General features: G+C 71.4%; 14 protein-coding genes. 8 read left to right on the top strand and 6 right to left on the bottom strand.

The genetic code is table 11. The annotated features are described in order from the left end of the window. Positions 1 to 4: 4 nt before the first annotated feature. Positions 5 to 1,237 (top strand): RNA polymerase sigma factor, encoded by a 1,233-nt coding sequence (locus ACZ6NZ_RS31600; RefSeq protein ID WP_465861509.1) that lies wholly within the window; start codon positions 5 to 7, stop codon positions 1,235 to 1,237. A gap of 147 nt (positions 1,238 to 1,384) precedes the next feature. Here the strand turns inward: ACZ6NZ_RS31600 and ACZ6NZ_RS31595 are convergent, their stop codons facing one another. After that, a complete protein-coding gene (locus ACZ6NZ_RS31595; RefSeq protein ID WP_357717589.1) occupies positions 1,385 to 1,573 on the bottom strand; it encodes a DUF397 domain-containing protein in 189 nt (62 codons plus the stop codon). Next, positions 1,564 to 2,331, bottom strand: a complete 768-nt coding sequence (locus ACZ6NZ_RS31590; protein ID WP_465861508.1) for a Scr1 family TA system antitoxin-like transcriptional regulator — start codon at positions 2,329 to 2,331, stop codon at positions 1,564 to 1,566. Before ACZ6NZ_RS31590 ends, ACZ6NZ_RS31595 begins: the two co-directional genes overlap by 10 nt. Before the next feature lie 351 nt (positions 2,332 to 2,682). Between ACZ6NZ_RS31590 and ACZ6NZ_RS31585 the strand changes: the two genes are divergently transcribed. Together ACZ6NZ_RS31585 and ACZ6NZ_RS31580 are read left to right on the top strand one after the other, a co-directional pair. Then, the gene (locus tag ACZ6NZ_RS31585) at positions 2,683 to 2,877 is read left to right on the top strand and encodes a hypothetical protein (RefSeq protein WP_278147061.1); all 195 of its coding nucleotides are present in this window, start codon (positions 2,683 to 2,685) and stop codon (positions 2,875 to 2,877) included. Between the two features lie 44 nt (positions 2,878 to 2,921). After that, positions 2,922 to 3,137, top strand: coding sequence for a hypothetical protein (locus tag ACZ6NZ_RS31580; protein ID WP_465861507.1), 216 nt, complete (start codon positions 2,922 to 2,924; stop codon positions 3,135 to 3,137). Between the two features lie 77 nt (positions 3,138 to 3,214). Here ACZ6NZ_RS31580 and ACZ6NZ_RS31575 read toward each other — a convergent pair whose 3' ends face one another. Further along, a complete protein-coding gene (locus ACZ6NZ_RS31575) occupies positions 3,215 to 6,067 on the bottom strand; it encodes an aconitate hydratase (RefSeq protein WP_465861506.1) in 2,853 nt (950 codons plus the stop codon). A 393-nt stretch (positions 6,068 to 6,460) separates the two neighbouring features. Between ACZ6NZ_RS31575 and ACZ6NZ_RS31570 the strand changes: the two genes are divergently transcribed. Beyond that, entirely contained in the window at positions 6,461 to 7,162 is a 702-nt protein-coding gene (locus tag ACZ6NZ_RS31570) for a DedA family protein (RefSeq protein ID WP_465861505.1), read from the top strand. A 91-nt stretch (positions 7,163 to 7,253) separates the two neighbouring features. On the opposite strand, the gene ACZ6NZ_RS31565 is transcribed toward ACZ6NZ_RS31570, so the two are convergent. From ACZ6NZ_RS31565 to ACZ6NZ_RS31555, 3 genes are all read right to left on the bottom strand, one after another. After that, positions 7,254 to 7,913: a C39 family peptidase gene (locus ACZ6NZ_RS31565; protein ID WP_465861504.1), complete on the bottom strand. Its 660-nt coding sequence runs from the start codon at positions 7,911 to 7,913 to the stop codon at positions 7,254 to 7,256. Between the two features lie 714 nt (positions 7,914 to 8,627). After that, on the bottom strand, positions 8,628 to 9,350 hold the full coding sequence (locus ACZ6NZ_RS31560) for an alpha/beta hydrolase (RefSeq protein ID WP_465861503.1): 723 nt from the start codon (positions 9,348 to 9,350) through the stop codon (positions 8,628 to 8,630). Between the two features lie 65 nt (positions 9,351 to 9,415). Continuing rightward, positions 9,416 to 9,604, bottom strand: a complete 189-nt coding sequence (locus ACZ6NZ_RS31555) for a hypothetical protein (protein WP_366613155.1) — start codon at positions 9,602 to 9,604, stop codon at positions 9,416 to 9,418. Between the two features lie 19 nt (positions 9,605 to 9,623). Between ACZ6NZ_RS31555 and ACZ6NZ_RS31550 the strand changes: the two genes are divergently transcribed. The 4 genes from ACZ6NZ_RS31550 (at position 9,624) to ACZ6NZ_RS31535 (ending at position 12,492) form a co-directional block, all read left to right on the top strand. After that, positions 9,624 to 10,448, top strand: coding sequence for a hypothetical protein (locus tag ACZ6NZ_RS31550; RefSeq protein WP_465861502.1), 825 nt, complete (start codon positions 9,624 to 9,626; stop codon positions 10,446 to 10,448). A 37-nt stretch (positions 10,449 to 10,485) separates the two neighbouring features. Next, on the top strand, positions 10,486 to 10,875 hold the full coding sequence (locus tag ACZ6NZ_RS31545; protein ID WP_357234833.1) for a hypothetical protein: 390 nt from the start codon (positions 10,486 to 10,488) through the stop codon (positions 10,873 to 10,875). Between the two features lie 98 nt (positions 10,876 to 10,973). Continuing rightward, positions 10,974 to 11,648 carry a hypothetical protein gene (locus ACZ6NZ_RS31540; protein WP_366613092.1) on the top strand — a complete coding sequence of 225 codons (675 nt, stop codon included), beginning with the start codon at positions 10,974 to 10,976 and terminating at the stop codon, positions 11,646 to 11,648. 142 nt (positions 11,649 to 11,790) lie between these two features. Next, on the top strand, positions 11,791 to 12,492 hold the full coding sequence (locus ACZ6NZ_RS31535; protein WP_465861501.1) for a cellulose binding domain-containing protein: 702 nt from the start codon (positions 11,791 to 11,793) through the stop codon (positions 12,490 to 12,492). Positions 12,493 to 12,499: the final 7 nt, after the last annotated feature.

The raw sequence follows: 12,499 nt of genomic DNA, 5'->3' as shown, positions 1-12,499 counted from the left end.
GCCGATGCGCACGGGAGCAGCGGCCGGCGCGGCGGCGGAGGCCGTCGCGGTCGCCGGCGTCGAGGCGTACCCCCGGATCGTCGCGACCCTCATCCGGGTCACCGGTGACTGGGCGTTGGCCGAGGACTGCGCCCAGGAGTCGTTGACCGTCGCGCTGGAACGCTGGCCCACCGACGGTGTGCCGGCCAACCCGGGCGGCTGGCTCATGACCGTGGCGCGCAACCGGGCGATCGACGTGCTGCGCCGGGCCACAGTGGAGCAGCGCAAGCTGCATGACCTGGCGTTGCTCACGCCCGATGGCGCGCACCCCGAGCCCGAGACGGGGCAGGACGTGGTGGACGACCGGCTGCGTCTCATCTTCACCTGCTGCCATCCGGCGCTCGCGATCGAGGCCCGGGTGGCGTTGACGCTGCGAACGGTCTGCGGTGTGCCGACCGCTGACATCGCCCGCCTGCTGCTGGTCAGCGACTCGACGATGACCCGCCGGTTGACCCGGGCGCGCACCCGCATCGCGCAGGCCGGCATCCCGTACCGGGTGCCGAGCGGGCCGGCGCTGACCGAGCGGCTGCCCGGCGTCCTCGCCGTGCTGTACCTGCTGTTCACCCGGGGCTACGTCGCCGACGGCGAACCGGCCTTCGCCGACGAGGCGGTCCGGCTGGCCCGGCTGCTCGACCGGCTGATGCCACACCAGTCCGAGGTCGCCGCGCTGCTGGCGCTGCTGCTGTGCCAACACTCCCGTCGGGACGCCCGCCGCGACGCCGCCGGCAACCTGGTCACCCTGGAGCGGCAGGACCGCTCACTGTGGGACCACGCCGCCGTCGCCGAGGGCCTGGATGCCCTCCATCGGGTACGCCAGGACGGGCCGTACGCGTGGCAGGCCCGGATCGCCGCCTGCCACGCCACCGCCGCCTCGGCCGACGACACCGACTGGCCGACGATCGCGCGGGCCTACGACGCGCTCGCCGACCTGCGCCCCTCACCGGTGATCGCGCTCAACCGGGCGGTCGCGCACGGGTACGCGTACGGGCCGGCCGCCGGGTTGGTGCTGCTCGACGCGGCGCGTGCCGGGGGAGGGCTGGACGGCTACCCGCTCGCCGTGGCGGTGCAGGCCGACCTGGTGGCCCGGCAGGGCGACCGGAGACGCGCGGCAGGACTGTTCCGGGAGGCGGCGGCAGCGGTGGGCTCCACCGCCGAGCGCCGCGCGCTGCTCGACCGGGCCGAGGAACTCGACCGGTAGCGGAGCGGCCGCACGGCACCGTCGGTCATCCCCCGCTCCGCGATCTTGCATTTTCTGTCCCGACACAAGGGACAGAAGCCCTCATGTCGACGACCGAAACTGCAAGATCGGCGCGATCTGTCGCTCGACACACGACCGCGGGGAGGGTCAGCAGCGCTTGGCCATTGCCACGAACCTGGTCCAGGCCGCCGGGTCGAACGCGAGCGCCGGACCGGCCGGGTCCTTCGAGTCGCGTACGCCGATGACGCCCGCGAGGTTGTCGGCCACCTCGACGCAGTCGCCGCCGTTGTTGCCACTCTTGCTGCTCTTGCGCCACCGAGCGCCGGTCAGGTCCATGAGGCTGCCGCTTCCCTGATGAGATTGAGGGACTGCGCCCGCGACAGGGCGCCGTCGCGGATGCGTTCCCACCGTCGGTCGAGCGTAGCAACGTCGGCAACCTTGTCGATGAGCTGCGCTTGCGCCTGGCTGTCGACGTGCGCGACCCGGGCCCCGTCCGGCATCTCGGCCACCGTGAACGGCCCACCGAGGCCCGGGTACATGCCCACGTCGACGGGCACGACGAACAGCGACACGTTCGGCAGGGCGGCCTGCTCGGCCAGCCGTTCGCACTGCTCCCGCATCATGGCCCGGTCGCCGTCGAGGGTGCGCCGGAGGACTCCCTCGTCGAGGACCGCGACGAGCAGCGGCGGACGTTCCCGGCGCAGGATGGCCTGTCGGCTCAGCCGCGCCTCGGCGAGGTCGTCGGCCTCGGCCGGTGTCAGCGCCTCGCCGACCAGCGTCGCCAGCGCGTACGCCTTCGTCTGAAGAAGGCCAGGTATCCACGCGAGCTGGAACGACCGTAGCGACAGCGCCTCGCGCTCGATCTCGGCCCAGGGGCGGAACCAGGCCGGCGTCCGGCGCTTCAGCGCGTCGGGCCACAGCTCCTCGACGTTCCGCCCGAGCAGCTCGGCGACCCGCGCACGATGACGCGTCTGCGGGATTCGTCCCGTGCTCGCCCACTTCGCCGCCGTCTTCGGATCGACGCCGATCTGAGAAGCGAGACTGTCCGCTGTGTGGCCCCGCTCAGCCATCGCCGCCTGTACTGCTCGATTCATCTCCAAGCCCTTCAGAACGTTCCAGACGTCGACAGGAAATACGTCTACGCGGTGTGATCGCTTGGCAACCCTCGGCAGGGTGCTGTGTAGACAGCATCGAGGAGGGAGCACAGGATGCCCGACGACACGCCCTGCCACCGCCCACATCGACCGAGCCAACCGGCTTCGCCCCGGGTGAACACCGCCGGCCCGACCGGACCACGGCACCCTCCGTACCGTGGTCCCGGTCGCGGGGGGAACGTCGTACCCGCCTCACGCTGGCGCTCCCGGGGCGGTCCGCCGGTCGCGCACACCGCCGACGGCCCGCTCTGGACGTGCGACGCCTGCGGTCAGGACTGGCCCTGCCCGGCGTTGCGAGCGACCCCGACGGACGCCGCCCGCCGGGCGACCCTGATCCCCGAGTTCTCCCGGATCACCCGCCGGGCGATCCGCGACCTGCGCGGCCAGCCCGGCGGCCCCGACCCGGTCGCCATCGTCCGCCGCTTCCTCTGGTTTCTGCCACTCACGGACGAGGAGGCCCGCGCTGTCGCACTGCGGCTGCGCTGAGCGCTCACCCTGACGGCGCAGGCGGCGATCGATATGGTGGTCACATGACACTGCCGTTCGTGGTTACTCTGCGCGGTTACGACATGCGTCAGGTCGAGAGTCTCTTCGCCGAGGTGGATGAGGCTCTGGCCGCCGACAGCGCCGTGTTGCGGGCTGCCGCGCGAGACACGCTTCGGGCGACCACCCTGCGACGGCGGTTACGGGGTTACGCGTGCCGCGCCGTGGATGACGCGGTAGCCGAGCGACTACGGGCGCTCTGACAGCGAGCCTCCCTCGCCTGGAACGGCGAAGGCCGCCCCCGCCGGAGCGGGAGCGGCCTTCCACCAGCCGTACGACGTCAGTTGGCGATCATGCGGCGCAGCACGTACTGCAGGATGCCGCCGTGCCGGTAGTAGTCCGCCTCACCGGGGGTGTCGATCCGCACCACGGCGTCGAACTCCACGCCGGTGTCGGTGTTGACCTGCACGGTGCGCGGGGTGTCACCGTCGTTCAGGGCGGTCACCCCGGTGATGGTGAACGTCTCGGTGCCGGTCAGGCCGAGCGACTCGGCGGTGACGTCCACCGGGAACTGGAGCGGCAGTACGCCCATCCCGATCAGGTTCGAGCGGTGGATCCGCTCGTACGACTCGGCGATGACCGCCCGGACGCCCAGCAGCATCGTGCCCTTGGCCGCCCAGTCCCGCGACGAGCCCGAGCCGTACTCCTTGCCGGCCAGGATGACCAGCGGGATGCCGGCCTCCTGGTAGGCCATCGAGGCGTCGTAGATCGAGGTCTGCTCGCCGGTGAGGTGGTTGACGGTGAAGCCACCCTCCACCCCGGGCACCAGCTGGTTGCGCAGCCGGATGTTGGCGAAGGTGCCCCGGATCATCACCTCGTGGTTGCCCCGGCGGGAACCGTACGAGTTGAACTCGTGGCGGGGCACGCCGTGCTCGGCCAGGTAGGTGCCGGCCGGGGAGTCCGCCTTGATCGCGCCGGCCGGCGAGATGTGGTCGGTGGTCACCGAGTCGCCCAGCTTGGCCAGCACCCGGGCGGCGGAGATGTCGACGACCGGGCTCGGCTCCTGCTGCATGCCCTCGAAGTACGGGGGCTTCCGCACGTAGGTGGAGTCGTTCTCCCAGGCGAAGGTGTCGCCGGTCGGGGTCGGCAACGACTGCCACCGCTCGTCGCCGGCGAAGACATCGGCGTACGCGGCGCTGAAACCGGTGGCGCCGATCGCCTGCGCGATGACGTCCTGGATCTCGGCGCTGTTCGGCCAGATCTCGCGCAGGTAGACCGGGTTGCCCTCGGAGTCCTCACCGATCGGCTCGTTGGCCAGGTCGATGTCCATGGTGCCGGCCAGGGCGTAGGCGACCACCAGCGGCGGCGACGCCAGGTAGTTCATCTTGACGTCCGGGTTGATCCGGCCCTCGAAGTTCCGGTTGCCCGAGAGCACCGAGACCACCGACAGGTCGTGCTCGTTGACCGCGGCGGACACCTCCTCGGGCAGCGGGCCCGAGTTGCCGATGCACGTGGTGCAGCCGTAGCCGACCAGGTTGAAGCCGAGCTTGTCCAGGTACGGGGTGAGGCCGGCGCGCTCGTAGTAGTCCATGACGACCTTCGACCCGGGCGCCAGGGTGGTCTTCACCCACGGCTTGCGGGACAGGCCCTTCTCCACCGCGTTACGCGCCAGCAGCGCGGCACCGATCATCACCTGCGGGTTGGACGTGTTGGTGCAGGAGGTGATCGCGGCGATCACCACCGCGCCGTGGTCCAGCTCGTACTCGACGCCGTCGGTGCCGGTGACCCGGATCGGGTTGGTGGCCCGGCCACCGGCCCCGGCCGCGGCCGTCTCCAGGTCACGCGGCTCGTCGGCCGGGTCGCTGAACTCGTTGGCCGGCGGGTCGCTGGCCGGGAAGGACTCGGCGCTGGCCTCGTCGGCCGGGCCGTTGGCGCCGCGCGGCAGCTCCTCACGGGCGACGCTCGGCTTCAGGTCGCGCTCACCGGCGGAGTCGTCGGCCACGTAGTCGGTCAACGCGGAGCGGAACAGCGTCTTGGCGCTGCCCAGCGGCACCCGGTCCTGCGGGCGCTTCGGGCCGGCGAGCGACGGCTCGATGGAGCCGAGATCCAGCTCCAGGCGCTCGGAGTACTCCGGCTCGGCGTCCGGGTCGTGCCAGAGACCCTGCTCCTTGGCGTACGCCTCGACGAGCGCGACCTGCGCGGCGTCCCGGCCGGTCAGCTCCAGGTAGCGGATCGTCTCCGCGTCGATCGGGAAGATCGCCACGGTGGAGCCGTACTCCGGGGACATGTTGCCGATGGTGGCCCGGTTGGCCAGCGGCACGGCGCTCACGCCGGGGCCGTAGAACTCGACGAACTTGCCGACCACACCGTGCTTGCGCAGCATCTCGGTGATGGTCAGCACCAGGTCGGTCGCGGTGGTGCCGGCCGGCATCTCACCGGAGAGCTTGAAACCCACCACGCGGGGGATCAGCATGCTGACCGGCTGGCCGAGCATCGCGGCCTCGGCCTCGATGCCGCCGACGCCCCAGCCCAGCACGCCCAGGCCGTTGACCATGGTGGTGTGCGAGTCGGTGCCGACGACGGTGTCCGGGTACGCCTGGCCGTTGCGTTCCATGATCGTGCGGGCCAGGTACTCGATGTTGACCTGGTGCACGATGCCGGTGCCCGGCGGGACGACCTTGAACTCGTTGAACGCGGTCTGACCCCAGCGCAGGAACTGGTAGCGCTCCTTGTTGCGCTCGTACTCCAGCTCGACGTTGCGGGCGAACGCGTCCTCGCGGCCGAACAGGTCGGCGATGACCGAGTGGTCGATGACCAGCTCGGCCGGGGCGAGGGGGTTGACCTTGGTGGCGTCGCCGCCCAGGTCGCGTACCGCCTCGCGCATGGTGGCCAGGTCGACCACGCAGGGCACGCCGGTGAAGTCCTGCATCAGCACCCGCGCCGGGGTGAACTGGATCTCCACGCTCGGGGCGGCGGTGGAGTCCCACCCGCCGAGCTGGCGGATGTGGTCGGCGGTGATGTTCGCGCCGTCCTCGGTCCGCAGCAGGTTCTCCAGCAGGATCTTCAGGCTGTACGGCAACCGCGCGTGGCCGTCCACCTTGTCGATCTTGAAAATCTCGTAGCTCGCGTCTCCGACGCGTAGCTGGGTCTTCGCACCGAAGGTGTCGAGGCTCGCCACGTCGTACTCCTTCACACCAGCGACCGTGAGTAGTCCTGAGCAGTCTGTCGCACCGGTCGGGGTGCCGCCGAGGTTAGGTGACACTTACCGCCCGAATCCGCTTCCAACAAAACCGTACGTCCGTCTTGCTATCTGCGCAAGCGAGCGCCAGGGTTCGAGACAGGAGGTACCGCAATGATCCACCACGTGCTGCTGCCCCGTCGGTGCGGCACCGAGGAGGTCTCGCGCGCCTTCTACGTCGGCCTGCTCGGCCTGGTCGAGAAACCGAAACCGCCCCGCCCGCCGGCTGATGCCAGCCCTAGAAACCCGCGGTGGAGCCGGGACGGCGGCGGCCAGGCGGAGTCCGCGAGCACGCCGGTTCACCAGGTCCCGGGGTAGGGTCTGAGGCCGGATCGGAAGGGGTGCCGAGTGGTCGACGTCCAGCACTGGCTCTCGGCCCTGCCTCCGGGCGTGGTCTACCTCATCGTCGCCGGCGTGATCGGCGTCGAGAGCATGGGCGTCCCGCTGCCCGGAGAGATCGTGCTCGTCAGTTCCGCCCTGCTGGCCGCCACCGGGGTGGTGGAGCCGGAGTGGGTGGCCAGCGCCGCGGCGTTCGGCGCCATCGTCGGCGACTCCGTCGGGTACGCCGTCGGCCGACGCGGCGGTCGCCCGCTCCTCGCCCGACTGGGCAGACGGTTCCCCAAACACCTGGGCCCGGCGCAACTCGCCCGTGCCGAACAGAGCTTCGCTCGGTACGGCGTCTGGGCGGTCTTCTTCGGTCGGTTCGTGGCACTGCTGCGGATCCTCGCCGGGCCGCTCGCCGGTGCGCTGCACGTGCCGTACCGCCGCTTCCTCTTAGCGAACGCGGCCGGCGGGTTGGTCTGGGCCTTCGGCACGACGTACCTGCTCTACTCGGTGGGCAAGGCGGCCGAACACTGGCTGAAGGACATCTCCTGGGCCGGGTTGGTCCTCGCGGTGCTCACCGGGCTCGGCAGCACCTGGTGGCTGCGCCGCCGCGCCCACCGCGTCGCGTCGACCGACAGCGCGTCCGGCGGGGAGGTGGCCGCCGACGGTCCGTCGGCTGCGATCACCTCTGACGGCGATCCGGTCCGCGCGGGCAACGAGCACTGATCTTCGACTGGTCATGCCGAAGGGCCGGGCCCCGTGGTGGGGGTCCGGCCCTTCGGTGTGTGCTGGTGGTGGTGGTGGTGCTTGTCGGGGGTCAGCTGGTGGCGTAGCCGCGGGTGGCGATCCAGTCGGCGAGGTGCTCGACGCTGATCTGGTAGGCGGCCTGGTTGGCGTCGGCGGAGTCGGCGATGGTGACGGTGTCACCGTTGTCGCGGTAGCCGACGACGCTGATGTAGTGCCCGCCTTCGTAGGAGTGGCTCACACCGGTGGTGTCGGTGCTGGTCCCGGCGATGTTCGCGACCACGGCCCTGCCGTCGTCGACGGTGCGGACGATGTCAGCGCGCAGCCGGTCGGTCTGCTTCGCGTCGGCGTCCGGGGTGCTGATCTCCACCGACCGGTAGGCGTTGTTCTTACCGGTCTCCTTGTTCAGCACCGGGGTGATGTCGTTGATCGAGTTCGTGCCGGCCTCGGTGGTGCCCATCTCCTTGGCCATGTCATCGACGTTGATGTTCTTACCCTGCACACTCAGAGCGTTACGGGTCGCGGCGGGCCCGCAGTAGTAGAAGTTCGGCTGCGCCTCGTACCGCACACCCAACTCCCGCTCACCATGACCCTTGCGGTCAGCCTGCGTCCCAGTGGTGGGCTTGGCATCGGACATGGCGTAAGCGGCGGTCACCGGCCCGGCGATCGCACCACCGGCGAACGCGAGCCCAGCGGCGGTCAGGGCGGTCTTACGGATCAGATCGGTACGCATGATGGCGTGCTCCTCTGCCTTAGGGGGAAACCCACACCACAGCGGGGGATGGTGGCGCGGGAAAGTTCTTGCCCGGCGACCCCGCAACGAGGGGGTCGGCGTCGGGACAGGGATGTAACCGTTCGCGGTGGCCGGTCATTCCGGCCTGACCGCGAGGGGATCAGCCTGTTGTGGTGCTCGGCCGCTCCGGGGGTGTAACCGGCGCGGGCTGCCGGGTGTTCCCGACGGCAGCCCGCCGGCCGTGTGGTGCTCGGCCGTGCGGGGGTGTAACCGGGGATGCCTGGCGGGTGTTCCCAGAGGGCTACCGTGGCGGCCGTGTGGTGCTCAGCCGGTGCGGGGGGTGTAACCGGGGCGGCCTGGCGGGTGTTCCCGGAGGGGGCCGCTGCCCGCGCTCTGCGACTCGCCGGTCGCGGTGATCTGCCAGGTATAACGACCCCGACCGGCCGCCGATTCCGCCGCCGGGGTGGCCCCGACCACCCGACATTCACCCCGAACCCGACAAAACACTCGCCTCCCGCGGTCGGAAAGGCCGGCATGGCGGCAGGCCGGGATGATCCACTCGGGTTCATGGAAGTCGCGGTGTCCCGATGCCGGGGATGCCCCGACATCACGGAACCCGAGTGGATCATGCCCGTGCGCACCGATCGTCGGTCCGCTACCGACCCGACCGAGGTGGGGCGGAGTGGTCCGGTTGCGTCGGTGGGGCGGGAGTGGTCAGGGTGCGTCGAGCAGTTCCAGGACGGCGTCGCGGGCGGCCAGGACGGCTGCCTCGGATTGCGGGCCGTGGTTGAGGATCTCGAAGGAGTGCTGCCCGTCCGGCACCTCGATCACCCGCATCGGCCAGCCCTGGGCGGTCGCAGCGGGGACGAACGCGTCGATACCGGCCAGGACCGGCGGTATGTCCTGACCGGCGCGAGTCAGCACCAGTGGCACGCCGGTGCCGGAGCTGAGGGCCTCGACCGGCAGGAAGCGGGCGTCGACCTCCCAGCCAGGGAACGGGATGAGCAGCGGATATGTCAGTGCGATCCCGCGTAGCCAGGCCGGGGGGACGCGCAGCCAGTCGGCCGCGAAGAGGCCGCCGCCGGAGAAGAACCACAGCACCACCCGCTCGGGGTCGACCCGCGGATCGGCGCGGACCTGCTCGACCATCGCGGCGATGTCGTCGGCTGCGGCGGGCAGCGCGGACAGGTCGGACACCTGGTAGCTGACCAGTGCGGTGACCGCACCGCTCGCGGCGAGCAGGGTGCCGTAGCCGCGGTAGAGCAACCAGTCGCGGGGGTCGGGAGCGTCGGGCGGCAGCGGAGCGCCGTGCACCACCACGACGGCGGGAGCGCGGTCGGTGTGGGTGGGCAGGTGCAGGTCGACGTTGCCGTGTCGTTCGACCGGCGCGGCCGGGATGGACAGGACGAAGGGCCGTTGTGCGACGGGCGTCGTCATCGCCTCATCGTAACGATCATCGACCTGTCCGGTTGCCCCGACGACGATCTACAGAGGACGGTGGGTCAGGTCGGGTCAGCGGGTTTCGCGGCGTCGCTGGCCTGGGCGTGCCGCTCCAGCAGCCGCTGCCGGATCTCCTCCGGGGTGTACGCCCGCCGACGCCGTTCGGCCCGCGCGATGACCACGCCGGATGCCGCGACACCGGCGAGCCCGGCCAGCCCGAGAACCTTCCACCACCGCATTCGTTGCCGCATCGGCCTAGGCTAGACCCTCATGAGCATCAGCCTGGATGAGGCCGTCGAGTTGACCCGCACCGGCGACGTGTGGGTGTTCCGGGGCCGCAGCGTGCCGGACCGGGCGATCCAGTTCACCACCAACAGCCCGGTGAACCACGTCGGGATGGCGGTGGTGCTGGACGACATGCCGCCGCTGATGTGGCACGCGGAGTTGGGCAGGTCGTTGCCGGACCTGTGGTCGGGCAGCCACCAACGTGGCGTCCAGCTGCACGACCTGCGGGACGCGGTCTGCGTCTGGGCCAACCGGTACGGCCAGCGGGCCTGGTTGCGGCAGCTCGACCCGCCGGCCGACGCGGAGATGGAGCAGGCGGTGCTGCGGACGATCGCGCGGCTGGACGGCACGCCGTTCCCGTCGACCGCCCAGTTGGCGTGGCGCTGGGTGCGAGGTCGGGTGCCGGCGCTGCCGCGTCCCGGTCGGCTTCCCGCGTTGCCGCACCTCGGTGGGCTGTCGGCGTTGGCACGCCTCGGCCAGCCGGCACCCGGTCCCAACCCGACCGACAGCGCTGACCGTCCCAACCCGACTGACCGTCCCAACCCGACCGAACGCGCCAACCCGGCTGACCGCGCCAAACCCTCCGGCGCGGTCGGCTCGGCCCGGTCGGCGGGGGAGCGGGACCGGGCGCTGGAGACGGCGTACTGCGCCGAGGTGGTGGCGGTGACCTATGAGGCGATGGGTTTGCTGCCGGCGGGTCGACGTCCAAACTGGTACGACCCGGGGCGGTTCTGGAGCGGGGACGACCTGGGGCTGGCCGCTGACGCCCGGTTGGGTTCCGAGATCGAGGTTCAGGTACCGCGGCGCTGAGGTTTGACCTGTGCGGTCACCGGCAATTGCTGTGACCGTGAACGCCTCCACGGATCTTGACACGTTGGCCGACTTCTTCGACCGGTACGGCGTGGCGTTGACCTCGGGTGACCTGCCGGCCATCGCCGGCTGCTACGCCCTGCCGGGGCTGGTGGTGGCCGACACCTACAGCTTCTCGTTCACGTCCGCGGCGGCGGTGGCGCTGTCCTTCGTGGGCGCCGCACCCGACTACCAGGACCGGGAGTTGGTCGCGGCCCACGCCCGGATCGAGGACGTGCAGGCGGTGTCCGCGCTGTTGACGATGGTGGCGGTGGAGTGGGAGTTCCTGGACTGCCGAGGGCAGGCGGTGCCGGGGGAGCGGTACCGCTACCTGCTGCGTATCTCCGATGACGGACCACTGATCTGCACTGTCGTCCGGACGGGCTGACCGACGGGGGCCGGTTGGCCCGATCCGTACCCACCCGGTTTCGGGCCCGTGCGGCGCTGGCTACGCTGTCGCGTCGGTGGGGGACGAGGGGAGACCTGATGGCGGTGCGGCCGGACGGTGCGGCAGATTCGCGGGCGGCGCGGGCGATGGCGTCGGTGCCGTGGATCGTGGTGCTGCTCGGTGTCTGCGCGCTGGTGGTGCTCCTGGTGATCGCGCTGCTGTCGTTTCGCACCAGGGAGCGGGACGCGCCGCCGCAGGCCGCGCCTCCGGTGTTCCTGCCGACCGTGCCGGCCGCCACGTCGGCCACCGGTGGGCCGACTCCGGCCGCCGTGGAGCGGCGCTCGGTGTCGCCGCGACCGTCACGCAGTAGCCGGACGCCGTCACCGCGGGCCACTGTCACCGGCTCGCCGACTCCGGGGCGGACGAGCGTCCTGATCGCGCCGTCGGCGCAAGAAGCGGTGAGCGCCCGGTACGAGGTCGGTTCAAACGGCTGGGACGGGGACGCGGCGGTCCTGTCGATCGCCAATGAGTCGAGTCGGTCGGCGGACTGGCAGGTGGAATTGGTGTTCGACGACGACACCTGGACTGTGCGGGTGGGTGACGACTCGGGCGTCTCGGTGCGGGGGCGCGGGCACGGGGAGTTCGTCCTGCGCGGCACCCGTTCGCTGGACGCGGGCGACTCTCGGACGCTGCGGCTGCGCGTCGGCTGGGGTGACTCGGCGCAGCGACCGGTCAAGTGCACTGTCAACGGGGTCGACTGCCGGATCGGCTGAGCCAGCGCCGCGCCGCCGCGGCCAGCGCCCCCGCGCCGCCAGGCCCCCGCGCCGCCGCGCCGCCAGACTGCTGCACCGCCAAGGCTTTCCGGGCCGGGCCGCCGATCGCTACGCTGCGCGGACAGTCCGCTGAAGGAGGTACATGTCCGGCATGCGCCGTGTTCCGCGCCCATCGCACGGTCCGGTGGCGATCGCCACGTCACCCTGGGTCGTGGTCGGCGCGGGTGTCGTCGTGATGGTGGTCCTGCTCATCGTGGCCCTGGGCGCGTACCGGGGACGGAGCCCGGCGCCGGACGGCGCGCAACCGCCGGCGCCGCCGGCGCTGCCGGTGCCGTCGGTGCCACCGGTGCCGAGCGCGTCCACTTCGGCGTCGTCTCCGGCGCCGGTGCTGCCGGGGATATCCGGCCGTGCGAGTGGGCTGCCGTCGAGTGCCGCGGCCGGGTCCGGGTCACCCTCGGCCGGTCCGACGGCCGGTCCGACCGGGAAGCCGTCGCCGATGCTGTCGCCGAGCCGGGTCGCGCCGGGGCAACCGGCGATGATCGGGCGGTACCGGGTGGTGCAGAGCTTCGACGGGGGCTTCATCGGCGAGGTGGCGATGGTCAACACGTCCAACCGCAGCCGAGGTTGGACGGTGCGGTTGGAGTTCGCCGGTGGACGGCTGGTGACCTCCTGGGTGGAGGGCGTCCCGCAGGGGACGATCCGCCAGTTCGACGACGGCTTCACGTACGTCAGTGGGGTCGACGTGCCGCCGGGCGGTTCGGTGTCGTTGCGGTTCCACATGGAGCGGGCCCCCACCACGCCACGGGAGTGCACTGTCGACGGGACGCGCTGCAACGGGCTCTGACCGACGC

This window comes from Micromonospora sp. NPDC047756 (assembly GCF_055587245.1).
The sequence above is the reverse complement of the archived record's forward strand: the minus strand, read 5'-3'. Positions and strand labels throughout refer to the sequence as shown.

Bases quoted from the DNA above. Each gene is read 5' to 3' on its own strand.
- ACZ6NZ_RS31600 (WP_465861509.1), top strand. From the start codon at position 5: ATGCGCACGGGAGCAGCGGCCGGCGCGGCGGCGGAGGCCGTCGCGGTC.
- ACZ6NZ_RS31595 (WP_357717589.1), bottom strand. From the start codon at position 1,573: ATGGACCTGACCGGCGCTCGGTGGCGCAAGAGCAGCAAGAGTGGCAAC.
- ACZ6NZ_RS31590 (WP_465861508.1), bottom strand. From the start codon at position 2,331: ATGAATCGAGCAGTACAGGCGGCGATGGCTGAGCGGGGCCACACAGCG.
- ACZ6NZ_RS31580 (WP_465861507.1), top strand. From the start codon at position 2,922: ATGACACTGCCGTTCGTGGTTACTCTGCGCGGTTACGACATGCGTCAG.
- ACZ6NZ_RS31565 (WP_465861504.1), bottom strand. From the start codon at position 7,913: ATGCGTACCGATCTGATCCGTAAGACCGCCCTGACCGCCGCTGGGCTC.
- ACZ6NZ_RS31560 (WP_465861503.1), bottom strand. From the start codon at position 9,350: ATGACGACGCCCGTCGCACAACGGCCCTTCGTCCTGTCCATCCCGGCC.
- ACZ6NZ_RS31555 (WP_366613155.1), bottom strand. From the start codon at position 9,604: ATGCGGCAACGAATGCGGTGGTGGAAGGTTCTCGGGCTGGCCGGGCTC.
- ACZ6NZ_RS31550 (WP_465861502.1), top strand. From the start codon at position 9,624: ATGAGCATCAGCCTGGATGAGGCCGTCGAGTTGACCCGCACCGGCGAC.
- ACZ6NZ_RS31540 (WP_366613092.1), top strand. From the start codon at position 10,974: ATGGCGGTGCGGCCGGACGGTGCGGCAGATTCGCGGGCGGCGCGGGCG.
- ACZ6NZ_RS31535 (WP_465861501.1), top strand. From the start codon at position 11,791: ATGTCCGGCATGCGCCGTGTTCCGCGCCCATCGCACGGTCCGGTGGCG.